The organism is Stenotrophomonas sp. SKA14, assembly GCF_000158575.1.
GTDB lineage: Bacteria > Pseudomonadota > Gammaproteobacteria > Xanthomonadales > Xanthomonadaceae > Stenotrophomonas > Stenotrophomonas forensis.
The window spans coordinates 3,777,209-3,802,700 of the sequence record NZ_DS999412.1 but is presented as its reverse complement, the minus strand read 5'-3'; the positions used below and the strand labels follow the sequence as shown (position 1 = coordinate 3,802,700).

The window sequence follows — 25,492 nt, the reverse complement described above, 5'->3', positions numbered from 1 at the left end:
TGTTGATGAATAACAAAACCCCGCCGCAAGGCGGGGTTTTTTTGTTTGCGGCCTCATCGCGATGCATGCGCGCGCCGCGTGGATATGCCCGGATGACGGGCATGAAAAAACCCGTTCGCGCGGGCTCTTCATCCGGTAGATCCACGCCATGCGTGGATGGCTCATGCAATCGCGCAATTCCCGAACGCCAGGCATGAAAAAACCCGCTTGCGCGGGTTTGATCATTTGCTGAGTCATGGTGCCCAGGAGAGGACTCGAACCTCCACGAAGTTGCCCCCGCTAGCACCTGAAGCTAGTGCGTCTACCAATTCCGCCACCTGGGCGACTCAGGAGACGAATTATGGGGAACGGCAGAGGATGTGTCAACAAGATTTCACGCTTTTTTCTGCGGCGGTACGCCCAGGTGATGCAGCAGGCTGCGCATCGCCGGCGACAGCTGCGTCCACTCGGCAAAGCAGGCGCACAGGCGTCGTTGCGCCCACGCATCGGCGAGCGGTACGGCGACGGTGTGCGTGCTGCGCCGATGCTGGCGCGCAATGGTCCGCGGCACGATGCCGACGCCGATGCCGTGGCCGACCATGATGCACACGCCTTCGAAGGTTTTCATGCGGATGCGCACATCCAGGCGGCGCCCGATGTCGCGCGCCTGGTCTTCAATGTAGGTCTGCAGGGCGTTGCCGTCGGCCAGGGCGACAAAGGTCTCGCCGGCAACCTCGGCGAAGGCCACGCTGCGTCGCGATGCGAAACGGTGTTCGGCGGGCAGCAGCATCACCAGCGGATCTTCGGCGACCACGTGCTGCTGTAGACCGGCGGCATCGACGGCGTCGCTGATGATGCCGGCCTCGGCCTGGCCGGTACTGATCGCACGCACGACTTCCGGGCTGGTGCGTTCCAGCAGTTCGACATGCAGGCGTGGCCGCTCGGCCAGCCACGGTGCGAGCCGTGGTGGGAGGAAGTTGGTCAGTGCCGCAGTGTTGGCATACAGGTGCAGGGTGCCGCGCGCGCCATGCGCGAACGCCTGCAGCTCGCCGCGCAGCTGCGCCTGCTGCTGCAGGATCAGGCGGGCATGGTGGGCGAGGGCGGCGCCGGCCTCGGTCAGGCTGACTCCGCGCGGGTGCCGGTTCAACAATGCCGTACCGGCATCGGCTTCGATCGTGCGCAGGCGTTCACTGGCCGAAGCCAGCGCCAGGTTGGCCAGCGCGGCGCCGGCGGTGATGCTGCCGGCTTCGGCGATCGCCAGGAACAGGCGCAGGTCGGCGATATCCATCCGCATGGGGTGCCCTCATTGCAACGCCCAAGCCTTCGGGTCAGCCGAAGGATGGGGCGGGAAGACCGCATTGTGCGCCGCTGGCCCGCGCTATCCAATGAAGGCATGAATGAATCGATGTACTTCTACGTGTTGCTGGTGGTGGTGTTCGTGCTGGCCGGCGTGGTCAAGGGCGTGACCGGGATGGGCCTGCCGACGGTGGCCATGGGCCTGCTGGGTGGCGCGCTGTCCCCAGTGGCGGCGGCGTCGATGCTGTTCATTCCGACCTTCGTCACCAATGCATGGCAGCTGGTGTCCGGGCCGTCACTGGGCCACATCGTGCGGCGGCTGTGGCCGATGATGCTGGCGGTGGTGGTGGTGACGCTGGGCTCGGCCGCGCTGTTGGTGAGGGTCGATCGCACCTGGTCGCGCGCAGCACTCGGCGTGGCCCTGGTGGTCTATGCGGCCTATGCGCTGTTCGCGCCGGTGTTCCGGGTGCCGCAGCGACGCGAGCGCTGGCTGGGGCCATTGGTCGGGGCGCTTTCGGGCGTGGTGACCGGCGCGACCGGTGTATTCGTGATGCCGGCGGTGCCGTACCTGCAGTCGCTGGGGTTGCAGCGCGAGGAGCTGGTGCAGGCGCTGGGGCTGGCGTTTACCGTGTCGACGATTTCGCTGACCACCGGCCTGGTGCTGCACGGCGCGTTCGGTATCCAGCAACTGGGCCTGAGCGCGCTGGCGGTAATACCCGCGCTGCTGGGAATGTGGCTGGGGCAGCTGATCCGGCAGCGGATCAGTGCGCGGGTGTTCCGCGCCTGCTTCCTTGGGTTCCTGCTGCTGCTCGGGCTGGAGCTGGTGCTGCGGCCGTTGTTCTGAAGCGCGTTGCCGCCCGTGTACGTAGAGCCGAGCCTGCTCGACGGCTTTGCACTTCGTCCTGCATGGCATCAGTCGAGCAAGCTCGACTCTACGGACCGGTGCAGTCGAGCATGGCTCGACGCTACGAAGGCCCGGATTCCGGACATGAAAAAACCCGCTCTCGCGGGTTTTTTTCATTCTCGACATGGTGCCCAGGAGAGGACTCGAACCTCCACGGTTTTACCCGCTAGTACCTGAAACTAGTGCGTCTACCAATTCCGCCACCTGGGCGTCGAGGAGCGAGATTATGGGGTGTTGTTACGGGGGTGTCAACACCCTGGTGAAGCCATTCTGGATTCCCGACCACGCCTGTCGATCAGGGATCAGGATCCATCGCCATGCAGCAGGCAAAAAAAATCCCCGCCGGAGCGAGGAGTTTTTTCGTTGGTGCCCAGGAGAGGACTCGAACCTCCACGGTTTTACCCGCTAGTACCTGAAACTAGTGCGTCTACCAATTCCGCCACCTGGGCGTTCCAGAGGCGCAATTGTGAAGATGAATCCGCAGGCTGTCAACGACTTCCTGCAATTTTTTCACGCAATGCCTTCAAGGCGGCCACTGACCCGTTCTGCACGCCGTCACCGGCTACCATGTAGGGCGATGACTACCAAAAAACCAAGCAAGGGCGGGAGCAAGTCCCGCAGCCAGGCCCCGAAGAAGGGCGCCAACGCGGGCGCGGCCCGCACCACCAAGCCGGGCAAGCCGCTGCCGGGCTGGTTCCCCGAATTGAATGACGGCGGCGCGCCGCCGCGTGGCCGCAAGCGCCACGGTGATGATGCACCGGGCCCGGCTACGGGCCGCAAGTTGCCACCGACCGGCAAGGTGATCGACGATCCCTATGCCGCCCGCGAGGCAGAAAAGTACGAACAACCCATCGCCAGCCGCGAGGCCATCCTGGCCCTGCTGGAGCGTTGCGAAGGGCCGCAGACCGCCGAAGAACTGGGCGCACGCCTGGGCCTGGGCGCACCGGACCGGGCAGAAGCGCTGTCGCGCCGGCTCGGCGCCATGGTCCGCGACGGCCAGCTGGTACAGAACCGGCGCGGTGGCTTCGCTCCGATCCAGACCCTGAACCTGGTCACCGGCGTGGTGATCGCCAACCCGGAAGGGTTCGGCTTCCTGCGCCCGGTCGAAGGCGGCGACGACCTGTTCCTGCCGCCGTATGAAATGCGCAAGGTGATGCACGGCGACAAGGTGCTGGCGCGCGTGACCGGCATCGACCACCGCGGCCGCCGCGAGGGCAGCATCGCCCGCGTGCTGGAACGTGGCATGACCCGCCTGATTGGCCGCTTCAGCGTCGAGATGGGCATCAATTACGTGGTGCCCGACGACAAGCGCGTGCAGCGCAACGTGCAGGTGCCGCCGGACCAGACCGGTGGCGCGCGCGACGGCCAGCTGGTGGTCTGCGAACTGACCCAGGCACCTGACAGCCGCCGTCCGCCGATCGGCCGCATCATCGCCGTGCTCGGTGACAAGCTGACCGCCTCGCTGGTGGTGGAGACCGCCATCCACGGCCACGAACTGCCGTTCGAGTTCCCGCAGGAAGTATTGGACGAAGCCGCGTCGGTACCGCTGGTGGTCGAGCCGTCGATGATCGGCGACCGTGTCGATCTGCGCAGCACGCCGCTGGTCACCATCGACGGCGAGGATGCCAAGGACTTCGACGACGCGGTGTACTGCGAGCCGAATGCCGATGGTTTCCGCCTGGTGGTGGCGATCGCCGATGTCTCCAACTACGTGCGCCCCGGCACGCCGCTGGATGAAGAGGCGCAGAAGCGCGCGACCTCGGTGTACTTCCCGGGCTTCGTGGTGCCGATGCTGCCGGAGACCCTCTCCAACGGCATCTGCTCGCTGATGCCCAAGGTCGACCGCATGTGCTTCGTCTGCGACATGCAGATCGACCGCGACGGCCTGGTCACTCATTCGCGCTTCTACGAAGCGGTGATGAACTCGCACGCGCGCCTGACCTACACCCAGGTGTGGAAGGCGGTGGGCGAGGATGATGCCGATACCAAGGCCTGGATGGGCGATCTGCTGCCGCAGGTGCAGCGCCTGCACCAGCTGTACAAGGTGCTGTCGAAGGCGCGCGCCAAGCGCGGTGCCATCGAGTTCGAAAGCAGCGAAGTGCGTTTCGTGCTGGACAACCGCGGCGAAGTGACCCAGGCCGGCATGCTGGTGCGCAACGACGCGCACAAGCTGATCGAGGAATGCATGATCGCGGCCAACGTCGAGGCGGCCAAGTACCTGCTGTCGCGCCACGTGCCGGCCCCGTACCGCATCCACGAAAAGCCACCGGAAACCAAGTACGCCGACCTGCTGGAATTCCTCAAGGAGTTCAAGCTGAGCCTGCCGCCGTGGTCGAAGGTGCGCCCGGGCGACTACACCAAGCTGCTGAAGAAGATCCGCGACCGGCCCGATGCCACGCTGCTGGAATCGGTGCTGCTGCGCAGCCAGAGCCTGGCGATCTACAGCCCGGACAACCACGGCCACTTCGGTCTGGCGCTGGAGGCGTACGCGCACTTCACTTCGCCGATCCGCCGCTACCCCGATCTGCTGGTGCATCGCGCGATCAAGCACGCGCTGTCCGGCAAGCCGCTGGACAAGTTCACCTACAACGCGCGCGAAATGGCGGCGTTGGCGCTGCAGTGTTCCGAGCGTGAGCGTCGCGCTGATGAGGCCGAACGCGAAGTCGACGAGCGTTACCGCGCGGCGTGGATGGAAAAGCACGTCGGCGGGCAGTTCGACGGCGTGATCAGCGGCGTGACCAGCTTCGGCCTGTTCGTGGAACTGGACGAGTCGAAGGTGCAGGGCCTGGTGCATGTCACCCAGCTGCCGCAGGACTATTACAAGTTCGACGCCACCCGCAAGACGCTGACCGGCGAGCGCCGTGGCAGCAGTTACCGGCTGGGCGACCGCGTGCGCATCCTGGTGCTGAAGGCCAGCATGGAAGAACGCAAGATCGACTTCCGCCTGGTCGAGCACAAGGGCGAAGACGAGGGCGACGGGCTGCCGCCGCTGCCTGAGCGTGGCAAGCCGGCCAAACGGAAGAAAGAGAAATATTGATGGCCGTGGTAGTGCCGGCCGCTGGCCGGCATCCATGGCACCCTCGGCACCGACGGGTTGCCGGCCAGCGGCCGGCACTACCAGGAGACATCGCATGCAGGGTCAACCCGAGTACAGCGGCGGCTGCCAGTGCGGCGCGGTCCGCTTCCAGGCGCGCGGCGCGCTGACCGACAGCTCGATCTGCCATTGCCGGATGTGCCAGAAGGCCTTCGGTGCCTACTACGCGCCGCTGGTGTCGGTGCGCGGCGTTCAGTTCAGCTGGACCCGCGGCCAGCCGCGTTACTTCCAGTCGTCCAACGTGGTCCGGCGGGGGTTCTGCGCCGACTGTGGCACCCCGTTGACCTACGAGGCGCCCGACGGCGTGGCAATCGCTGCCGGCGCCTTCGACGAGCCCGAGCGCCTGCCGCCGACGATCCAGTACGGCGTGGAGCGCAAGCTGCCGTTCGTTGATGCGCTGGGCGGCCTGCCGGCGCGGCGCACCGAGGACGACGTCGCGGCACTGGGGTTCCTGGCCACGATCGTGTCCCACCAGCACCCCGACCACGACACCCCGCACTGGCCGCCGCGCAGTCGATGACCCACCTGTAGAGCCGGGCCCACGCTCGGCTGTCGGGTGGCCGCCGCCGCAGCGCCCGGCCCGCCGATGCTCTACCATAGCCACCCCCTTTCCGGTCCCCGCCCGCATGAGCAAGAACAGCCAGTGGATTGTCGGCGTAAACGCCGTCGCCTCCTCCATCGAGAACGACGCCGAGAACGTCCGCGAAGTGCTGGTCGAGGCCGGTGCGAAGAATCCGCGCCTGACCGAAATCGAGGAAAATGCCCGCCGCAAGGGCATCGACGTGCGCAAGGTGAACGCCCAGGCGCTGGATGGTGTGGGCGGTTCGGTTCGCCACCAGGGTGTGGCCGCGCGTTATGCCGCCGCCCGTACCTACAGCGAGAACGAGCTGGAAGGCCTGGTCACCGCGGCCGAGGGCAAGGCCCTGCTGCTGGTGCTGGACGAGGTGCAGGACCCGCACAACCTCGGCGCCTGCCTGCGCTCGGCGGCCGCTGCCGGTGCCACTGCGGTGATCATTCCCAAGGACAAGTCGGCCACGGTCAATGCCACCGTGCGCAAGACCTCGGCCGGTGCCGCCGATCGCATCCCGGTGGTGGCGGTGACCAACCTGTCACGCTGCCTGAAGGACCTGCAGAAGCAGGGCGTGTGGATCTACGGCCTGGCCGGTGAAGCAACCGCCTCGCTGTACCAGCTGGACCTGAAGGGCAACATCGCGCTGGTGCTGGGCGGCGAAGCCGATGGCCTGCGCCGCCTGACCCGCGAGAACTGCGATGGCCTGGTCAAGATCCCGATGCCGGGCGAGATCGAAAGCCTGAACGTCTCCGTTGCTGCTGGCGTCAGCCTGTTCGAGGCCGTGCGCCAGCGCGGTTGATCGGCAGCAGGGGCCGTGTCGACCAAGGTCGACACCCACCGGGTAGTCGCCAACCTTGGTTGGCGCTCCCATCGCCTCACCCCGCGCTGCCGCCCAGCGCCTTGAACAGGGTCACGTCGTTGTTCAGCTGGCCCTGGCGCACGCGCGCCAGCGACAGCTCGGCATCGCGCCGGGTCTGCTGTGCCTCCAGCCAGGTGCGCAGGTCGGTGGCACCCACGCGGTAGCGCACTTCCTGTGCGCGCTCCACTTCCACCGCTTCGTCGTACGAGGCCTGCGAGGCTGCCACCTGGCGCGCCAGCTGTTCGCGCGCGGACAGCGCGTTGTCCACTTCCGAGAGCGCGGTGTACAGCGTCTTGCGGAAGTTGGTGGCGGCGATCTGGTAGGCGGTGCCCGCGATGTCGGTATCCAGCTGCGCGCGGTGCAGGTTGAGGAACGGCAGCGACAGACCGGCGCCCAGCGTGGCCACCGGGTTGCGCAGCACATCACCCAGTGACGTCGCACTGGAACCGAGGCTGCCGGTCAGGCTCAACGCTGGGTAGTACTGGGTAGCGGTCACCTTGATGGTCTTCAGGCTGTTGCGCAGGCGCAGTTCGGCCGCGCGCAGGTCGGGACGGCGCCCGAGCAGGTCGGTCGGCAGGCCCTCGGCGATGGCGGGGCTGCGCGCGCCCAGCAGGTCCTGCGGCTCGTCCTGCTGTGGCCACGGCGTGCCGTCCAGCAGCACGGTCAGGGCATTGCGCACCTCCACCCGCTGCTGTTCCAGCGCGCTCTGCGAGGAGCGCTGCGACTGCAGGTTCTGCAGTGCCTGGCGCACTTCCAGGCGCGATACCGCACCGGCGTCGAAGCGGGCCTGCACCAGTTCACGGGTGCGTTCCAGGCGTTCCAGATTGGCCTGGCCGGTCGCGATCGACTGGTTGAGGTAGGCCAGGTTCCAGTACTGGTTGATCGTGTCGCTGATCACCAGCAGCGCGGTGTTCTGGCGGTCTTCCTCACTGGCCTGCGCTTCCCAGCGGGCGATGTCGCGCTGGGTGCGCAGGCGGCCCCACAGGTCCACTTCCCAGCCCAGCGAGACGCCGGTGGAGTAGCTGCGACGCCAGTCGTCAGCCTGGTCGGTGGCGCGGCTGGCGCTGCCGCTGACACCGGACGACGACGGCTGCGGCCACAACGCATTGCTGGCCAGCCCGGCCTGCAGGCGCGAACGCTGCACCGCCAGGCCGGCGGCGGCCAGGTCGCTGTTGGCGGCCAGTGCCTGCGCCACCAGGCGGTCCAGGCGTTCATCGCCGAAGCCGGTCCACCAGGTGTCCTGGCGGATGTCGCGGCCCGGTGTGTCCAGGCTGCTGCGCGGGTCGTCGGCCGGTGCGTTGAGGGTGGCATCGCCCCGGCCGTAGCGGGCCGCCACGTCCGGTTCCGTTATCGGATAGCGGCCGACCGACGCACAGCCGGACAGGGCGAGCAGCACGGCGCCAGCCAGCAGCAGGCGCGAGGGAGCAGGGAAGGGCAGTCGGGTCATCATCTTCATTCGCGGGCCAGGGCCTCCACCGGGTCGAGCTGCGCCGCGTTGCGTGCCGGCAGGAATCCGAACGCCACGCCGATCAGGGTCGAGCAGGCGAACGCCGCGATGATCGAGGCCGTGGAGAACAGCACCTGGAAGTCGCTGGCGAAGCGGCCGATCATCGAGCCCAGCAGCAGGGCCAGGCCGATGCCGAGCACGCCGCCGAGCAGGCACACCAGTACCGCTTCGATCAGGAACTGCTGGCGGATATCACTCTGGCGGGCGCCGACGGCCATGCGCACACCGATCTCGCGGGTACGCTCGGTCACCGAGACCAGCATGATGTTCATCACGCCGATGCCGCCGACCAGCAGTGCGATGGCAGCGATCGCGCCGATCAGCAGGGTCATCGTGCGCGTGGTCTGCTCGATGGTGTCGCGGATCTCGGCGCTGTTGCTGAGGAAGAAATCCTCGGTGCCGTGGCGCATCGTCAGCAGGCGGGTGATCGCTTCCTGCGCGGCATCCATCGGTGTGCTGTCATCCACACGCACGGTGATGCTGGATACGTGGCTCTGGCCCAGCATGCGCGACATCACCGTGGTGTACGGCACCCACACGCTCAGGCTGGTGCTGCCACCGAAACCGAAGCTCTGGCGCTTGGCCACGCCCACCACCCGCGCCGGAACGTTGCCGAGCAGGATCACCTGGCCGACCGGGTCGACATCGGGGAAGAACTGGGTCTGGGTGTTCTCGTCGATCACCGCCACCTGGCCCAGGCCCTTCACTGCGTCGGCATCGAAGAAGCTGCCGCTGAGCAGGGTTACGCCCTTGACCCGGAAGAACTGCTCGCCGACCCCGCTGACCTGGGCGGTGGAGGACTGGTTGCGGTAGCGCGCGGTGACCGAGGTCGACACGCTGGGGGTGGCGCTGTCCACGTAGCTCTGTTTGGCCAGGGCGTCGGCATCGCTGGCCTTGAGTGTCTGCACGCGTGCCGAGCGCATGTCACCGAAGCCGCGGCCGGGGTAGACGTCGATGGTGTTGGTGCCCAGTGCGCTGATGTTCTGCAGGATCTGCTGCTGTGAGCCGTTGCCCAGCGCCACCACCGAGACCACCGAGGCAATGCCGATGATGATGCCGAGCATGGTCAGGAAGGTGCGCAGCCGATGCGCGTTCATCGCCAGCAGGGCCATGCGGAACGCTTCGGTGAAGCGGTCGCGGGCGGCCCGCCAGCTGTTGCCATGGGAAACGCCGGTGCTGGCTTCGCGCTGCGCGCGGTAGCTCGGCGCATCCGGATTGGCGCGGTCGGCGATGATTTCGCCGTCGCGGATCTCGATGATGCGCTGTGCGTGCTGGGCCACGCTCATGTCGTGGGTGACGATGATGATGGCGTGGCCTTCGGCGTGCAGCTCGCCGAGGATCGCCATCACCTCCTCGCCGGATTTCGTGTCGAGTGCGCCGGTCGGTTCGTCGGCCAGGATCACCTCGCCGCCGTTCATCAGCGCGCGCGCGATCGACACGCGCTGCTGCTGGCCACCGGACAGCTGGCCCGGCTTGTGGTGCATGCGGTCACCCAGGCCCAGCCGCTGCAGCAGCTGCTCGGCACGCGCGTTGCGCACCGGGCCGGGACTGCCGGCGTATACCGCCGGCACTTCCACGTTGCCGCGCGCATCCAGGTCGCCCAGCAGGTGGTAGCGCTGGAAGATGAAACCGAAATGCTCGCGGCGCAGCTCGGCCAGCTCGTCCGGCTCCATCTTTCCGGTTTCGCGGCCGGCCACCTGGTAGCTGCCGCGGGTCGGGCGGTCGAGGCAGCCGAGGATGTTCATCAGCGTCGACTTGCCGGAGCCGGACTGGCCGACGATGGCCACCATTTCGCCGGCATGGATATCCAGGTTCACGTCGCGCAGCACGGCGATGACATCCTCGCCGGCCGGGAATTCGCGTCGCAGGTCGCGCAGGCGCAGCAGCGGCGCCGTCATGCTCATCGGCGCCCCATGCCCGGGCCACCGACCCGCATCTGCATGCCGCCACGGTTGCCGCCGCCGGCGGCGGCACCGGCCGCGCTGGCTTCGCCGACCACCACGCGCTCGCCTTCCTTCAGCCCGGACAGGATTTCGGCAGATGCGCCGTTGTTGATGCCCACCGTGACCTTACGCGGCTGCGGCTGGCCCTTGTCGTCCAGCACCCGCACCGTGCGCTCATCGCCCCGGCGCTTGGGCCCCAGTGCCACCGACGGCACCATCAGCACGCCCTTGGCCTGCTTCAGCAGCACCGAGACCTGCGCGGTCATGTCGATGCGCAGCGTGCCGTCCGGGTTCTCCACGTCGAACAGCGCGTTGTAGTAGACCGCGCTGCTGGAGCTGGAGCTGGACGAGCTGCTGGAACTGGACGAACTTTCGTTGGCGATCGAGGCCGGCGCCGGATTGATCTGGCGGAGCTTGGCGTGGTACTTGCGGTCCGGGTCGCCCAGCGTGGTGAAGTACACCGGCATGCCGGCCTTGATCTTGACCACGTCGGCCTCGGAGATCTCGGCATTGACGGTAACCACGTCCAGCCGCGCCAGCATGACGATGGTCGGTGCGGTCTGGTTGGCGTTGACGGTGCGGCCTTCCTCGGCCACCACCGCGACCACGGTGCCGTCCATCGGCGCGGTGATGCGGGTATAGGCCAGGTTGGCGCGGGCGGTGCCCAGCTCGGTTTCGCGGCCCTTGATCTGCGCCTCGTAGGACTGCAGCTGGGCCCGGGCGGTCTTCAGCTGCGCCTCGGCGGCATCGTATTCCTGGCGCGAGGTGGCCTCGGCGGCCAGCATCTGCTGCTGGCGCGCGAACTCCAGTTCGGCCTGGCGCAGGGTGGCCTGCTGCACCGCGCGCTGGGCGGTGACCTGGTCCAGCGAGGCCTGCGCGTTGAGCACCTGGTTCTGCTGGGTGGTGGCGTCGATCTCGGCGATCAGGTCGCCTTCCTTCACCGTGTCGCCCAGCTGCACCTTCAGCGACTTGATCTGGCCCGAGGCCTGCGCACCGACGCTGACCAGCTTGTAGGCATCGATCACGCCGGTGGCCTCCACGGTCTGCTCGATGTCGCCGCGGCTGACCGGGGTGGTCGCCACCGCCGGGGCGGCAGGCTTGCGCAGTAGCCACCAGGCGGCGACGGCAACGGCAAGGGCAAGCAGGGCGATCAGTATCAGTCGACCCCGGCGGGTCGCGGGCAGCAGGCGGAAACTCACGTCGTGGCTTCACTCTCGGGGCCGCGGCAGCGGCGTTGGTGGGCATTGTGAAGATCGACCGGCAGGGGGCCAATCCTCGGGGTATGTCTCTATGTAACACTGTCGGTGAATACGCGTAACCACAGGTATCGCGGCCTCGGCTGGATACACTGGTACGCATTGCCCCGGATGCGGTTCAGCTGCCGACACGGGATGATCGCGACATGGAGACTGAAAACACGATGCATCGATTGCTGATCGTCGACGACGACAACGACATCCGGACCCTGCTGGCCGAACAGCTTGGCCGCGCCGGTTACCAGGTGAGCACGGCCGCCGATGGCACCGCCATGCGCCAGCTGCTGGACCGCGAGCACGTGGACCTGATCGTGCTCGACCTCAACCTGCCGCGCGAGGATGGCCTGACCCTGTGCCGCGACCTGCGCGCGCGCTCGAACACCCCGGTGATCATGCTCACCGCGCGTGCCGAGCCGATCGACCGCGTGCTGGGCCTGGAAATGGGCGCCGATGATTACCTGGCCAAGCCGTTCGAGCCGCGCGAGCTGCTGGCGCGCATCCGCAACGTGCTGCGCCGCACCGAAGCGCTGCCGGCCAACCTGGAGCCGTTGGCGGTACGCCGGGCGCGCTTCTCGCGCTGGATCTTCGACCTGGAGCACCGCCACCTGGTGGACCCGGACGATCGCGTGGTGGTGCTGTCCGGTGCCGAGTTCCGGCTGCTGCGGGTGTTCATCGCGCATGCCAACAAGGTGCTGTCGCGCGAGCAGCTGGTGGCGCTCAGCAGTGGCCGCAACTACGAGGCGCAGGACCGCGCGATCGACCTGCAGGTCAGCCGGCTGCGCAACAAGCTGGGCGATGACGGCGGGCCGGACGGCCTGATCAAGACGGTGCGCAACGAAGGCTACGTGCTGGCCTCGTCGGTCAACCTGGAATAGGTCGCGATGAAGCGCCTGCGCCATTTCCTGTCCTCGATGGTCGGGCGGCTGTTCGTGATCCTGCTGCTGGGCATGAGCGTGGCCGCGATCGGCGCGACCATGCTGGCCACCTCCAAGCGCCAGCAGGAGTTCGAGCGGCAGAACCTGAATCGCATCGCCGACCGCCTGCAGGGCTACGTCAACCTGCTCGACGGCAACCCCGAACTGCGCGAGCGGCTGCTGGAGGTCGGTGGCCCCAGCGTGCGTGCGCTGTTGCCGGGCGCGCGCCTGGGCCGGGCCGATACGGCCTTGATGGAAGTGCTCGATGACCGGCCCGGCCCGGTGTCGCGCGCGCACGTGCACTTCACCTCGTTCCGCTCCTGCATCCCGAAGCTGCAGGATCTGCTGCCGCCGCCGCCGCCCGGGCATCGCAAGCATCCGCGCGAGCGCGATCCGGCGTTCATTCCGCCCAAGTGCCGCGCGGTCGACGTGACCCTCAACGACGGTACGCTGCTGAAGCTGGCGCTGGACTCGCCAGCGGTGGCCCACAACGGCATCCTCGCCGTCGACCCGTGGTTCCTGACCCTGCTGGTGCTGGCGATCGCGGTGTTGGCGTACATCGTCGCGCGCATGGCCAGCGCGCCGCTGCAGGAGCTGGCGGCCGCCGCCGAAGACCTGGGCGATGACCTGCAGCGTGATCCGCTGCCCCTGCGCGGACCGCGCGAAGTGCAGCGTGCGGCGGAAGCCTTCAACGCGATGCAGCACCGCCTGCAGCGGCATCTGGCCGAGCGCACGCAGATGCTGGCGGCGATCACCCACGACCTGCAGACCCCGCTGACCCGCCTGCGCCTGCGCCTGGAAAATGTCACCGACGAGGTGTTGCGCGAGCGCCTGATCGGCGATCTGGCGGCGATGCAGGCACTGGTGCGCGAAGGCCTGGAACTGGCACGCAGCGCCGAAAGTGCCGAGCAGCGTGCGGCGCTGGACCTGGATTCACTGCTGGAGAGCATCGTTGAAGATGCCGCCGAAGGGGGCGCCGATGTCGTCTTCGAAGGCGGGACCGGAGCGGTGCTGATGCTGCGCCCGCTGGCCATGCACCGCCTGTTCTCCAACCTGGTGGACAACGCGGTGATGTACGCCCAGCGCGTGCGGGTACGGGTGGAGCGCAGTGGCGGCGCGATCACCGTGATGGTGGCCGATGATGGCCCCGGGCTGGCCGAGGACCAGCTGGAAGCGGTGTTCGACCCGTTCGTGCGGGTGGAAACCTCGCGCTCGCGCGAAACCGGTGGTGCCGGGCTGGGGCTGACCATTGCCCGCGCGCTGGCCGAGAAGGATGGTGCGCGCCTGTGGCTGCGCAATCGCGCCGAAGGCGGGCTGGAAGCCGTGGTGCAGTGGCCGGCCAGTGCGCAGGTGGTGCCGCCGGGTCGCGCCGGCTGAGTTGACCCCGGCCGTCAACGGTGACGCCGGGGACCGCGTTTGGCCTATTATCTGCGCATCTCCCCAGCCTCCCCCCGATGAGCCAGCCCGTTCCTGCCGGCAAGCCGTCCCGCGTTGCCCGCGCGTTTCCGCACGCTGCCAGACCCCGCAGCCACCGCTGGCCACCGCCACTGCGCTGATGGGCGGACAGGGGGACACGAGGCGCTGGGCGGAGCGCCGCGGATCATCATTCAGGCGGGCATTGCGGCAGGGGCTGCTGTGGCTGCTGCTGGCCGTGGCCGCGCCACTGGCGGCACAGGAAGGCGCGCCGCCGCTGCGGGACTACGCGATCGACGTCTGGACCTCGCGCAACGGCCTGCCGCACAACTCGCTGCGTGACATCGCGCAGACCCCGGAGGGGCATCTCTGGTTCGCCACCTGGGAAGGCCTGGTGCGCTACAACGGCCTGGATTTCACCGTGTTCGACCGCAGTACCCGCCCGGGCCTGCGCGACAACGGCATCGGCGCGCTCTACGTCGATCGCCAGGGCGGGCTGTGGATCAGCGATTCGCGCGGCAATGTCAGCCATCGCGGCAACGACGGCCAGTGGCGGGTCTGGGAGCATCAAGGCGATACCCCGCAGGTACTGATCCAGTCCATGCAGATGGACAGCCAGGGGCGCCTGTGGCTGCTGTACGAAGGCAAGGGGCTCGGCTACCTGGTGCCGGACAAGGGCATCGTCTACCAGGCGCCGGCGGCTGATCTGCCGATGGCGATGAGCTTCACCAAACTGGTGGTCGACGCGCAGGACCGGGTCTGGGTCGGCACGCTCGATGGGCTGGTGCTGCGTGACAACGACGGTGTGCTCAAGCGCGCACCTGCCGCGTGGGGCTTGGGCGCAGGTACTGGGCTGTCGTGGCCGTACCGCGCTCCGGATGGCGCCCTGTGGATCGTCGCCGGCGAGCGCCTGTACCGGGTGGAGGACGATCAGCTGGTGCTGGTGCACCGCCTGCCGGGCCAGCTGCACATGACCGCGATGCTGCAGGACCGCCACGGCGACCTGTGGCTGGGTACCGAGAACCAGGGCCTGCTGCGGATCTCCACGCATGGGCTGGAGCGGCTGCCGGCGGGGTTGAACCTGCCCGGCGGGCGCGTTGTCAGCCTGCGCGAGGATGCGGAGGGCAGCATCTGGGTGGGTGCCAACGGCGGCCTGTACCGCCTGCGCGAGACACTGTTCAGCAGCTACACCGAGCGCGATGGCCTCAGTGGCGACTATGTGCGCACCGTGTTCGAGGACCGTGACCGCCAGTTGTGGGTCGGCAGCGCCAGCGGCCTGGACCTGCAGACGCCGGACGGCCGCTTCCGTGCGGTGCCGCTGCACAACCGGGGCGGCAAGGCGCCGTCGGTCCTCAGCCTGGCGCAGGGCCCGGCGGGGGATCTGTGGGTCGGCACCTTCGGTGACGGTGTCTACCGCCTCGGCCCTGACGGCAGCCTGCGGCACAACTATGCGGCCGCCGATGGCATGCCGGGAGGCAACATCCGCGCGATCAGCGTGGATGCGCAGGGCGTGGTCTGGGCCGGCACGCAGAAGGGCGTGGTCCGCATCGACGGCGACCGCGTGCAGGTATCGAGCGTGCCGGGCATGCCCGGTGGCCTGATCACCGCGCTCGAGCATGACCACCAGGGCAACCTGTGGATCGGCACCATCGAAGGCATCCGCGTGCTGCGCGGCAACCACGTGCAGTCGATCGACCTGGCCCCGATGGGCGGCGGCCGCAGCGTGTTCGGCTTCCACCAGCTGGGCGATGCGATGTGGATCAGCAGCGACCGCGGCCTGTACCGCTGGCAGAACGGCCGGCTGGCGCGGGTAGGCCTGGAGCAGGGCATGCCGGTGGATGCGGTGTTCCAGCTGGTGCCCGACCGCCTTGGCAACGTGTGGGTCAGCAGCAATCGGGGCGTGCTGCGCACCGACATGGCCACGCTCAATGCGGTGGCCGACGGCCGCGCGCCGCGGGTGCTGGTGGAGCGCTACAACGAGATCGACGGTATGGCCAACGCGCAGGCCAACGGCAGTTCGGGCCCGTCGGCGATCCTGCGCCAGGACGGCACGTTCTGGGTGGTCACTGCGGGCGGGCTGAGCACGGTCGATCCGCAGCGCCTGCAGCGTTTCCGTGAACGCCCGTCACCGCCGGCGGCGATCGAGAGCGTGCAGGTGGATGGTGCGCCGGTGCATTGGGAAGGCCCCGACCGCAACTACATTCCCGGCGGCCGTCGCCTGGCGGTGAGCTACGTGGGCCTGAGCTACCTGATGTCCGACCGGATCCGCTACCGCACCCGGCTGGATGGCCTGGATGCCGGCTGGGTCGAACGCGGCCCGCAGCGCAGCGTCGAGTTCGTCGGCCTGCCACCAGGGGATTACACCCTGCATGTGGCGGCCGCGCACCCAGGAGGGGCCTGGGGCCAGCAGGAAGCGGTGTGGAGCTTCAGCGTGGAGCCGTTCTGGTGGCAGCGCCGCAGCGTGCAGGCGCTGGGCGGGCTGTTGCTGCTGGCCGGCCTGGTGGCGTTGTACCGCCTGCTGCTGCAGCAGCTGAAGGCCAGCAACCTGCGCCTGGCCCGGCGCGTGGACGAAGCGACCTTCGACCTGCAGGCCAAGACCGTGCACCTGCAGGCGCTGAACCAGGAAAAGACCGAGCTGGCCGAGCGCCTGGCTCGGCAGGCCGAGGCGTTCGAGCGGCAGGCCCGCGAAGATGCCCTGACCCGGCTGGCCAATCGCCGTGGCTTCGATGAAACCCTGGCCCGCGACTTCGCCCGCTCGCAGCGCAGCGGTCATCCGCTATGCCTGGTGGTGCTGGACATCGATCACTTCAAGGACGTCAACGACCGCCACAGCCACAGCATCGGTGACGCGGTGCTGGTGGAGGTGGCGCGACTGATCGCCGCGGCCAGCCGCGATTCGGACCTGCCCGCACGTACCGGTGGCGAAGAGTTTGCGCTGCTGCTCAACGACACGCGCCTGGAAGAAGCCGCGCAGCTGTGCGCGCGCCTGCGCGGGCTGTTCCATGACCACCCCGACTGGGCCGGCGTGCCGGGCCTACGGGTGACCTTCAGCGCAGGCCTGGTGGAGCTGGACGCCGACGACCGCACCCCCGCGCTGCTGTACCAGCGCGCCGACCGGGCACTGTACCGCGCCAAGAGCGACGGCCGCGATCGTACGAGTATTGGTTGATCGCATCCACGCATGGCGTGGATCTACGGAGGGGTAATGACTGCGTGGAGGTGGTTGCGCCGTTGGCTGCCTTACCGCGGCCAGGCGTTGGCAATCGTGCAGAACAAGCGCGCCGTCTGCTCGGTGTCGTACACCGCGCTGTGCGCTTCATTCGCGTCCCAGCCCAGTCCGGCGGCCGTAGCCGCACGCGCCAGCACGGTCTGCCCGTAGGCGATGCCGGCCAGGGTGACCGTGTCGAACACGCTGAACGGATGGAACGGATTGCGCTTGTGGCCGGTGCGCGCCACGGCCGCATTGACGAAACCGAGGTCGAAATGGGCGTTGTGGCCGACCAGGATCGCGCGCTGGCACCCGTACTTCTTCATCGCGGCACGCACCGGGACGAAGATATGGTCCAGTGCCGCCTTCTCTTCCTTGGCCAGCCGGAACGGATGGTCGAGGATGATGCCGGTCACTTCCAGCGACTTCGGATCGATCTCCAGGCCCTCGGCCGGCACCACGTGCGCGCTGGCGGTCTGGCCGGGGTAAAGCAGGCCGTTCTCGTCCATCTCGATCGGCACGGCGGCGATTTCCAGCAGCGCATTGCGCTGGCTGTCGAAACCGCCGGTTTCCACATCGACCACCACCGGCAGGAAGCCGCGGAAGCGTTGTGACATCGCGCGCTGCGCCTGGGGAACTGCGGAATCGGGAGCGGCGGCAGGTGCGGGAGTGGGGTCAGTCATGCGTGAATTCTAGCAGAGCGCCCCCGAGCGCCCGGCTGGCCTGTGGCGCACGGGTTCCCTGCGCAGGAGCGTGTCGACCAAGGTCGACACCTACCGGAGCACCACACCACCAGGTTCCCGGCAGGTGCCAACCCGAGAAACCCGGTAGGTGCCAACCTTGGTTGGCACAGAGCGCGCCAGCCTACCGAACCGCGGGCCGGACCGTCATGCCCGATGGAAACCACCGCGCCAACCACGCATCCACGCTCAGCTTGCCGGCACCGGTGAAGATCAACGGCAGCAGCATCGCCATGAACAGCACCGGCAGTTTGAAGTTGCCGAAGCCCTGGTCGCTGATCGCATAGCCCATCGCAAGGTCGCCCAGCGAGTGCCATTCCATCGGCCAGTGCACGGCATAGGTTGCTACCACCGTCAGCACCAGCAGGCCGGTGGCGGCGAAACGGGTGCCGAACCCCAACAACAGGCAGGCCGCGCCGAGCAGTTCGAACCAGGTTGCCAGCTGCCAGTTCAGGGCGGGCGGTAGTTGATCGAACGGGAACGGAAAGGCGTCCTGCAGGTCGGCGAACCAGTTCTGGCCCTGCAGTTTCTCGCGGCCGGATTCGAAGAATTCCCAGGCCAGCAGCAGGCGTAGGCCGAGCGGGGCCAGCCAGGGGGCGAGACGGTCCAGCTGGCCGCGTGCGACGGCCAGGGTCGGAAGGTTCATCAGGGGATCTCCGCGGAAGGGGGTCAGGGAGGGGCGGGGAGCGGGCCGATCACGCCAGCCTGCAGGAACTGCCGCAGCAGCGCGGCACCGGGTCCGGCCAGCGCGTCTTCGGCCAGGCCATGGGCGCCAGCCAGGTGCTGCAGATAGGTGTGGCCGTCGAGCCCGGGTTGTTCACCGATACCGGACAGCAGGTACACCGCCAGCGGGCTGAGTGCGGCGAACCGCACCTCGCCATCGGCTTCGCGGCGTACCAGAAGGCCGGTCGGTTCGACCGGTGGCTGCGTTGGCGCGTCCTCGGCACCGAGCCGATGCACCGGCCACTGGTACAGCAGCGGCCAGGCCAGCGGCGAGCGCTGCAGCGGCACCTGCAGAGGATCGATGTCGCCCGCGGGCGGCAGGGGCTCGGCGGCCAGCTGGTACAGCGCGGTTTCCACCCACTCGTAGTGGGCCAGCTCGGCCAGTGCCGGATGCGGCAGCTGCGGCCGTGCCTGCAGCCATTGCACGAACTCGGCGGCCAGTTCGGTGAACAACGGCGTCTGGCAACGGTGCGTGGCGAAGTACTGGCGCACCAGCGTGCTCCAGGCCGGTTCGCCGAGCAGGCGCACGCAGACCGGGAAGCCGTTGCTCAGCAGGCCGAGCAGGTTGTTGAACAGCAGCCGCTGGTAGACCGCCACGCGACGCGGTTCCAGGCCTGCCGGTGCGGCCACCGCCTGCGGATCGCGCAGATGCGCGGTGAAGGCATGCTGCTGCGCGCGCAGGGAATCGGGAGCCTCAGCCATGACCGCCACCGGCGTGCGTGGCCTGCAGGCGGCGGATGGTCTGCAGCTCGTCCTGCAGTTCGGCATAGGGTGGGAAATTGAAGTCGCGTTCGAGCAGGGTCGGGCGCGCGCCGATGCGCGCATAGGTACGCGCCAGCAGCTCCCAGACCGGATCGATCACCGCACTGCCGTGGGTATCGATCTTCAGGTCGGGTGCGTCATCCAGGTGCCCGGCCACGTGCAGGCAGACGATGCGATCGGCGGGTAGGCCAGCAATGAAGGCGTCGGCATCGTAGCCGTGGTTGCAGGCGTTGACGTAGACGTTGTTGACGTCCAGCAGCAGGTCGCAGTCGGCTTCGGCAAGCACGGCGTTGGTGAAGGCCAGTTCGTCCATCGCCGGCTCCGGTGCCAGGTAGTAGGACACGTTCTCCACCGCGATGCGTCGGCCGAGCAGGTCCTGCACGCGGGCGATGCGCGCCGCGGTATGGCGCACCGCTTCATCGGTGAAGGGGATCGGCAGCAGGTCGTACAGGTGGCCGTCGTCGCTGCAGTAACTCAGGTGTTCGCTGTACAGCGGCACGCGATGGGTCTCGAGGAACTGGCCAACCTGCTCCAGCAGCTGGGTATCCAGTGGCGCACTGCCACCCAGCGACAATGACAGGCCGTGGCAGCTCAGTGGGTGGCGCTGCGCCAGTTCGGCCAGTGCGTCGCCGGCGGGCCCACCGACATGGATCCAGTTCTCCGGTGCGCATTCCAGGAAATCGAAGTCACCGGCTGGTGCATCACGCAGATCCTGCAGCAGCGCCCGGCGCAGGCCCAACCCGGCGGCCGCCGCGCGAAGCGGCGACCGCGGGTGGACGATGCTGGCGCGGAGGTCAGTGCTTGCCACCGCACTTGCCTTCGCCGCACTTGCCTTCAGCCGACTTCTTGTCGCCGGTCTTGGCCTTGGTACCGGCGGCAGCACCGGCGGCCTTGCCCTTGTCGGCGCCGCACTTGCCTTCAGCGCTCTTGCCGTCGGCGCCACACTTGCCTTCGGCGTGCTTGGTCGCGTCGGCGGCCATCTTGGTATCGGCGGCCTTGGCATCGGTGCTGGCCTTGGCAGCCTGCCCGGCCACCAGGTAGCCCTGGGCGAGGTCGCTCATGCTCAGGGCCGAGGCACTGGCGGTCATGCCCAGGCCGGCGGCCAGGGCGGTAGCAGTCAGCAGGGACAGGGTCTTGTTGGAACTGCTCATCGGTCGTGCTCCTGGGTGGTGTGGGCGGGTGCCCGGGTGGCCGGCAGGGGTGCCGGTGGAAACGATGGTGCAGCGATCCTACTCAACGAATCCTCGCCAAGACCTCAAATTTTCGTGAGGTTTGTTACAGAAGGGGAGACCGGTGGCCGGAATGCCCAGAAACAAGAAGGCCGCTGTCGCAAGGACAGCGGCCATGGAGTCAACTTGCGTGTTGCAGTGCAGCGTCAGGGCTGGCCGGTGCTGGAGGTCTCGTCGCGCTTCTCGCGCGGCGGCAGCGGCTGCTCGCCGTGCACCAGGAACCACACGTTCTCGGCGATGTTGGTGGCATGGTCACCCACGCGCTCCAGGTTCTTGGCCATGAACAGCAGATGGGTGCACGGGGTGATGTTGCGCGGGTCTTCCATCATGTAGGTCAGCAGCTCGCGGAACAGCGCGGTGTACTGCGCGTCGAGGCGGGCGTCGTCCTCGCGCAGCGCCAGCGCGGCGTCGGCGTCGTTGTCGCGGTAGGCAGCGATGGCGCGGCGCACCTGCTGCGCGGCCAGGCGGCCCAGTGCACGCAGGCCCTGGATCTGCGGCAGCGGCGGCACCTTGCCCAGCGCGATCGAACGCTTGGCGACATTGGCCGCGTAGTCGCCGATGCGTTCGATGTCGGCCGGGATGCGCAGGCCGGCCAGGATCTCGCGCAGGTCGCGCGCCATCGGCCCGCGCAGCGCCAGGCGCATCACGTCGTGGCTGATCTGCTGTTCCAGTGCGTCGATGGCTTCATCGTTGGCGATGATGCGATGGGCGGCATTCTCGTCGCGCTTCTCGATCACGTCCATCGCCGCTTCGAGCTGGGCGACGGCCATCTCGCCCATGCGCACGATTTCGGCCACCAGGCGCTGCTGCTCTTCGTCGTAGCTCTTGACGATGTGGTCGTTGGGAAGGTTCATGGTCTGCAATCCGGGTAGAGCCAGGCCATGCCTGGCTGGAACATGTGGCGAAGGAACAGCGTCGATCAGCCGAAGCGACCGGTGATGTAGTCCTCGGTCTGCCGCTGCGACGGCTGCGAGAAGATCACTTCGGTGCGGTCGTGCTCGATCAGGTCGCCCAGGTACATGAAGGCGGTGTAGTCGGACACGCGCGCGGCCTGCTGCATGTTGTGGGTGACGATGACGATGGTGTACTCGTGCTTGAGCTCTTCCACCAGCTGCTCGATGCGGCTGGTCGAGATCGGGTCCAGTGCCGAGGTCGGCTCGTCCAGCAGCAGCACCGACGGGCGCAGGGCCACGGCACGGGCGATGCACAGGCGCTGCTGCTGGCCACCGGACAGGCCCAGCGCACTCTGGCCCAGCTTGTCCTTCACTTCGTCCCACAGCGCGCCCTGGCGCAGCGCCTGCTCGACGCGGTCGGCCATGTCGGCCTTGCTCAGCTTCTCGTGGTGGCGGATGCCGTAGGCCACGTTCTCGAAGATGGTCATCGGGAACGGCACCGGCTTCTGGAACACCATGCCGACCTTGCTGCGCAGGCGGTTCATCGGGTACTTCGGCGACAGGATGTTCTCGCCGTCCAGCAGCACTTCACCGCGCGCTTCCAGCTTCGGGTACAGCGCGTAGATGCGGTTGAAGATGCGCAGCAGGGTCGACTTGCCGCAACCGGATGGACCGATCAGCGCGGTCACGCGCTTTTCCGGAATCTCCAGGTTGATGCCCTTCAGGGCGTGGAACTTGTCGTAGTAGAAGTCCAGTCCACGCGCGGCCAGCTTGACCGGCGACGGCGTGTGCAGGCTCTCGTGCGAGGACGGCACGGCGATGCGCTGCATCGGCACGGCATTGGAAAGGTCGTTCATGGCGTTATCCACGGAAAGGTCAGTCATGGGAGATACGGTTGCGCAGCAGGATGCCGCGGGCGGCAAGGCTGACCAGCAACACGAAGACAGTCAGCACCAGGGCACCGGCCCAGGCCAGCACCTGCCAGGATTCATACGGGCTGCCGGCGAACTGGTTCATCACCACCGGCACCGAGGCCATCGGCTGGAAGATGTTGTTGTTCCAGTACTGGTTGCCGAAGGCGGTGAACAGCAGCGGGGCGGTTTCGCCGGAAATGCGCGCCAGGGCCAGCAGGATGCCGGTGATGATGCCGGCCGACGCGCTGCGGTACAGCACCTGCACGATCACCTTCCACTGCGGAATGCCCAGCGAAAGCGCGGCTTCGCGCATCTGCGAAGGCACCAGGCGCAGCATCTCGTCGGTGGTGCGCACCACCACCGGCAGCACGATGAAGGCCAGCGACAGTGCACCGGCGAATGCCGAGAAGTTGCCGCCGGTCTGCATCACGTACAGGGTGTAGACGAACAGGCCGAGCACGATCGACGGCGCCGACAGCAGGATGTCGTTGACGAAGCGGACCACGGTGCCGGCCTTGCGCGCGTTGCCGTACTCGGCCAGCCAGGTACCGGCCAGCACGCCCAGTGGGGTGCCGATGCCGATCGCCAGTGCACACATCACGGCGCTGCCGAAGAAGGCGTTGGCAAGACCGCCTTCCTGCATCGGCGGCGGCGTCATCTTGGTGAACAGATCCAGGTTGATGCCGGCCAGGCCCTTGGACGCCAGGGTGAACAGGATCCAGCCCAGGAAGAACAGGCCGAACAGGGCCGTGGCGCAGGAAGCGGTGATCGCAACGACATTGCCGATGCGGCGGCGCAGGTACAGCGAATCAGCGGTGGTGGACATCAGTTGCCCTCCTTGCGAGACAGGCGCATCAGCATCAGGCGGGCGATGGCCAGCACCACGAAGGTGACGATGAAGAGGACGAAGCCGAGCAGCAGCAGCGCGGAGCGGTAGGTTTCAGTGGCTTCACCGAAATCGTTGGCGATCAGCGCGGCGATGGTGGTGCCCGGTTCCAGCAGCGATGGCGACAGGCGCACGCTGTTGCCGATCACGAAGGCCACCGCCATCGTTTCGCCCAGGGCGCGGCCGAGGCCGAGGAAGATGCCGCCGATCACCGCCGAGCGGGTGTAGGGCAGCACGATGTCCCAGCTCACTTCCCACTTGGTGGAACCCAGCGCATAGGCCGATTCCTTCAGGCGGGTCGGCACGGTCAGGAACACTTCGCGCATCACCGAGGAGATGAACGGAATGACCATGATGGCCAGCACGAAACCGGCGGTGAGCATGCCGATGCCCAGCGGCGGGCCCTGGAACATCGGGCCGATGATCGGCCACTCGCCCAGGGTTTCGTTGAGGAACGGGGTGACGTACTCGGTCATCACCGGCACCAGCACGAACAGGCCCCACATGCCGTAGATGATCGAGGGGATGCCGGCCAGCAGTTCGATGGCGGTACCGACCGGGCCACGCAGCCAGCGCGGCGCGACTTCGGTGAGGAAGAAGGCGATGCCGAAGCTGACCGGCACGGCGATGACCATCGCGATCAGCGCGGTGACCAGGGTGCCGTAGATCGGGGCGAGGGCGCCGAACTTGTTTTCGACCGGATTCCAGTCGGCGGAGAAGAAGAAGCTCAGGCCCTGCATCTGCAGGGCATGGCGGCCGCCCCACAGCATCGACAGCGCGGCGCAGGCCAGGGCGATCAGGACGAAGATGACGGTGCCGACCAGCACCCATCGGAACAGTTTGTCGTTGCGGGCATCACGCGCATCACGCGTGGACGGGGCGGCTACAGGCTGGGCGATGGCATTCATGGGGACGGCTGGGCCAGGAAGGGGCGGGGCGGCATGGCGTGGAAGCAGCGGTGCCCGCGCGGGGCGGGCACCGTCGTAACCATCACTTCAGGTCGGTCGCCCAGTAGGCCTCGATCTGCTTGACCAGTTCGGCCGGCAGCGGCACGTAGTGCAGCTCGTTGGCCTGGGCCTGGCCGTTCTCGAAGGCCCACTTGAAGAAGGCCAGGGTGTCCTGGTTGCGCTTGGCGTCCTTCGGCTGCTTCTGCATCAGCATGAAGTTGGTGGCGGTGATCGGCCACGCCTGGTCGCCCGGGGCATTGGTGATGACCAGGTTGAAGTCCTTGGCACTGGCCCAGTCGGCGCTGGCGGCCGCGGCGGCGAAGGTTTCCGCGCTCGGCTCGACCCAGTTGCCGGCCGCGTTCTGCATGGCGGTGTACGGCATGCCGTTCTGCAGCGCGTAGGCCAGCTCGACGTAGCCGATCGAACCCTTGATCTGCTTCACGTAGGACGCGACGCCTTCATTGCCCTTGCCACCCACGCCGTCCGGCCACTGCACCGAGGTGCCTTCGCCGACCTTGGCCTTCCAGTCCGGGCTGACCTTGGACAGGTAGTTGGAGAAGTTGAAGGTGGTGCCCGAACCGTCCGAACGGTGGACCAGGGTGATCTTGCCGTCCGGCAGCTTCACGCCCGGGTTGGCGGCGACGATGGCCGGATCGTTCCAGGTCTTGACCTTGCCCAGGAAGATGTCGGCCAGCAGGGCGCCGCTCAGGCGCAGCTTGCCGCCCTCCAGGCCTTCGATGTTGACCACCGGCACCACGCCGCCGATGGCGGACGGGAACTGGGCCAGGCCGGCCTGGGCCAGTTCTTCGCTGCTCAGCGGCTTGTCCGAGGAACCGAAGTCGACGGTGCCGGCCTTGATCTGGGCGATGCCGCCGCCGGAGCCGATCGACTGGTAGTTGATCTTGGCGCCGGTGCTGGCGTTGTAGTCAGCCGACCACTTGGAGACCAGCGGGAAGATGAAGGACGCGCCCGCGCCGGAGACCTCGGCGGTCACCTTGGCACCGGCAGCGGCCGGAGCGGCAGCACCGTCGGCAGCCGGCTGCTGTGCGGCCTGCTTGTCGCCACCGCAGGCCGACAGGCCCAGGGCGATGGCCAGGGAAAGGGCGGCAAGGCCGCCCGAGTGCAGTTTCATGGTCACTCCATAGCGGGGAAGAGCCGACGGGGTCGGCGGATGCGGCTATGAAATGATGTTTTTGTTACAGCCGTATTACGACCATGACAGGGGTGTCCTGGATCACGTTCCGACAAGGGTTTCACAGGGTTGGCCGCGATCCGGCAGACCCCCGCAGACCCCGGATCTGCGCACGGATATGACGGCCAGGGCTCCACAAACGCTCTTGCCATTGCTCCTGCCTTCCATGATCCCACCGCGCCGCCGATGAACTGTCGAGAGGCGGTGGGCCAGGGCGTGCAGGACCGTCCACGGCATGGATGCCGTGGCCGAGCCCCCAAGG

At 67.7% G+C, this 25,492-nt stretch carries 21 protein-coding genes and 3 tRNA genes; 7 read left to right on the top strand and 17 right to left on the bottom strand.

The features are described from left to right. Window positions 1-236 precede the first annotated feature (236 nt). Both SSKA14_RS17210 and SSKA14_RS17205 read right to left on the bottom strand, forming a co-directional pair. Window positions 237-323, bottom strand: a tRNA-Leu gene (locus SSKA14_RS17210). 50 nt (window positions 324-373) lie between these two features. After that, a complete protein-coding gene (locus tag SSKA14_RS17205; RefSeq protein ID WP_040008273.1) occupies window positions 374-1,273 on the bottom strand; it encodes a LysR substrate-binding domain-containing protein in 900 nt (299 codons plus the stop codon). Window positions 1,274-1,372: 99 nt separating this feature from the next. On the opposite strand from SSKA14_RS17205, the gene SSKA14_RS17200 reads away from it, so the two are divergent. After that, window positions 1,373-2,119 (top strand): sulfite exporter TauE/SafE family protein, encoded by a 747-nt coding sequence (locus SSKA14_RS17200; protein WP_008266763.1) that lies wholly within the window; start codon window positions 1,373-1,375, stop codon window positions 2,117-2,119. Between the two features lie 185 nt (window positions 2,120-2,304). On the opposite strand, the gene SSKA14_RS17195 is transcribed toward SSKA14_RS17200, so the two are convergent. Beyond that, window positions 2,305-2,389, bottom strand: a tRNA-Leu gene (locus tag SSKA14_RS17195). 154 nt (window positions 2,390-2,543) lie between these two features. Further along, window positions 2,544-2,628 (bottom strand) — tRNA-Leu (locus SSKA14_RS17190). Between the two features lie 128 nt (window positions 2,629-2,756). Between SSKA14_RS17190 and rnr the strand changes: the two genes are divergently transcribed. The 3 genes from rnr (at window position 2,757) to rlmB (ending at window position 6,643) form a co-directional block, all read left to right on the top strand. Then, complete coding sequence (rnr, locus tag SSKA14_RS17185; protein WP_008268626.1) at window positions 2,757-5,216, top strand: ribonuclease R; 2,460 nt, start codon at window positions 2,757-2,759, stop codon at window positions 5,214-5,216. A 94-nt stretch (window positions 5,217-5,310) separates the two neighbouring features. Further along, entirely contained in the window at window positions 5,311-5,793 is a 483-nt protein-coding gene (locus SSKA14_RS17180; RefSeq protein ID WP_008267520.1) for a GFA family protein, read from the top strand. A gap of 106 nt (window positions 5,794-5,899) precedes the next feature. Next, window positions 5,900-6,643 (top strand): 23S rRNA (guanosine(2251)-2'-O)-methyltransferase RlmB, encoded by a 744-nt coding sequence (gene rlmB, locus SSKA14_RS17175; protein WP_008265272.1) that lies wholly within the window; start codon window positions 5,900-5,902, stop codon window positions 6,641-6,643. Between the two features lie 76 nt (window positions 6,644-6,719). Here rlmB and SSKA14_RS17170 read toward each other — a convergent pair whose 3' ends face one another. From SSKA14_RS17170 to SSKA14_RS17160, 3 genes are read right to left on the bottom strand one after another with little or no spacing between them, the layout of a single operon-like run. Then, window positions 6,720-8,159 carry a TolC family protein gene (locus tag SSKA14_RS17170; protein WP_008266207.1) on the bottom strand — a complete coding sequence of 480 codons (1,440 nt, stop codon included), beginning with the start codon at window positions 8,157-8,159 and terminating at the stop codon, window positions 6,720-6,722. Then, window positions 8,156-10,114: a MacB family efflux pump subunit gene (locus SSKA14_RS17165; protein ID WP_008267928.1), complete on the bottom strand. Its 1,959-nt coding sequence runs from the start codon at window positions 10,112-10,114 to the stop codon at window positions 8,156-8,158. Before SSKA14_RS17165 ends, SSKA14_RS17170 begins: the two co-directional genes overlap by 4 nt. After that, complete coding sequence (locus SSKA14_RS17160) at window positions 10,111-11,352, bottom strand: efflux RND transporter periplasmic adaptor subunit (protein WP_008268535.1); 1,242 nt, start codon at window positions 11,350-11,352, stop codon at window positions 10,111-10,113. Before SSKA14_RS17160 ends, SSKA14_RS17165 begins: the two co-directional genes overlap by 4 nt. 203 nt (window positions 11,353-11,555) lie before the next feature. Here SSKA14_RS17160 and SSKA14_RS17155 point away from each other — a divergent pair, with 203 nt between their 5' ends. The 3 genes from SSKA14_RS17155 (at window position 11,556) to SSKA14_RS17145 (ending at window position 16,905) form a co-directional block, all read left to right on the top strand. Further along, window positions 11,556-12,284 (top strand): response regulator, encoded by a 729-nt coding sequence (locus SSKA14_RS17155; protein WP_006427862.1) that lies wholly within the window; start codon window positions 11,556-11,558, stop codon window positions 12,282-12,284. Window positions 12,285-12,290: 6 nt separating this feature from the next. Further along, entirely contained in the window at window positions 12,291-13,700 is a 1,410-nt protein-coding gene (locus tag SSKA14_RS17150; protein ID WP_006427864.1) for an ATP-binding protein, read from the top strand. A 178-nt stretch (window positions 13,701-13,878) separates the two neighbouring features. Then, complete coding sequence (locus SSKA14_RS17145; protein WP_040008267.1) at window positions 13,879-16,905, top strand: ligand-binding sensor domain-containing diguanylate cyclase; 3,027 nt, start codon at window positions 13,879-13,881, stop codon at window positions 16,903-16,905. A 71-nt stretch (window positions 16,906-16,976) separates the two neighbouring features. On the opposite strand, the gene rnt is transcribed toward SSKA14_RS17145, so the two are convergent. The 10 genes from rnt to pstS form a co-directional block, all read right to left on the bottom strand. Then, the gene (rnt, locus tag SSKA14_RS17140; RefSeq protein ID WP_008267547.1) at window positions 16,977-17,561 is read right to left on the bottom strand and encodes a ribonuclease T; all 585 of its coding nucleotides are present in this window, start codon (window positions 17,559-17,561) and stop codon (window positions 16,977-16,979) included. Window positions 17,562-17,808: 247 nt separating this feature from the next. Then, window positions 17,809-18,330 (bottom strand): DoxX family protein, encoded by a 522-nt coding sequence (locus SSKA14_RS17135; protein WP_008265672.1) that lies wholly within the window; start codon window positions 18,328-18,330, stop codon window positions 17,809-17,811. Between the two features lie 23 nt (window positions 18,331-18,353). After that, window positions 18,354-19,109 (bottom strand): putative DNA-binding domain-containing protein, encoded by a 756-nt coding sequence (locus SSKA14_RS17130; protein WP_008266084.1) that lies wholly within the window; start codon window positions 19,107-19,109, stop codon window positions 18,354-18,356. Further along, window positions 19,102-19,977 carry a DUF692 domain-containing protein gene (locus tag SSKA14_RS17125; RefSeq protein WP_040008265.1) on the bottom strand — a complete coding sequence of 292 codons (876 nt, stop codon included), beginning with the start codon at window positions 19,975-19,977 and terminating at the stop codon, window positions 19,102-19,104. The genes SSKA14_RS17130 and SSKA14_RS17125 overlap by 8 nt, the downstream gene beginning before the upstream one ends. Then, window positions 19,964-20,320, bottom strand: a complete 357-nt coding sequence (locus SSKA14_RS17120; RefSeq protein WP_008268037.1) for a hypothetical protein — start codon at window positions 20,318-20,320, stop codon at window positions 19,964-19,966. Before SSKA14_RS17120 ends, SSKA14_RS17125 begins: the two co-directional genes overlap by 14 nt. A gap of 224 nt (window positions 20,321-20,544) precedes the next feature. Next, window positions 20,545-21,252, bottom strand: coding sequence for a phosphate signaling complex protein PhoU (gene phoU, locus SSKA14_RS17115; protein WP_008265615.1), 708 nt, complete (start codon window positions 21,250-21,252; stop codon window positions 20,545-20,547). A gap of 65 nt (window positions 21,253-21,317) precedes the next feature. Then, window positions 21,318-22,148: a phosphate ABC transporter ATP-binding protein PstB gene (gene pstB, locus SSKA14_RS17110; protein WP_005408788.1), complete on the bottom strand. Its 831-nt coding sequence runs from the start codon at window positions 22,146-22,148 to the stop codon at window positions 21,318-21,320. Between the two features lie 19 nt (window positions 22,149-22,167). Next, window positions 22,168-23,031: a phosphate ABC transporter permease PstA gene (gene pstA / locus SSKA14_RS17105; RefSeq protein WP_006428262.1), complete on the bottom strand. Its 864-nt coding sequence runs from the start codon at window positions 23,029-23,031 to the stop codon at window positions 22,168-22,170. After that, the gene (gene pstC / locus SSKA14_RS17100) at window positions 23,031-23,999 is read right to left on the bottom strand and encodes a phosphate ABC transporter permease subunit PstC (RefSeq protein ID WP_008267250.1); all 969 of its coding nucleotides are present in this window, start codon (window positions 23,997-23,999) and stop codon (window positions 23,031-23,033) included. Before pstC ends, pstA begins: the two co-directional genes overlap by 1 nt. 82 nt (window positions 24,000-24,081) lie before the next feature. Further along, the gene (gene pstS / locus SSKA14_RS17095) at window positions 24,082-25,170 is read right to left on the bottom strand and encodes a phosphate ABC transporter substrate-binding protein PstS (RefSeq protein ID WP_040008259.1); all 1,089 of its coding nucleotides are present in this window, start codon (window positions 25,168-25,170) and stop codon (window positions 24,082-24,084) included. Window positions 25,171-25,492: the final 322 nt, after the last annotated feature.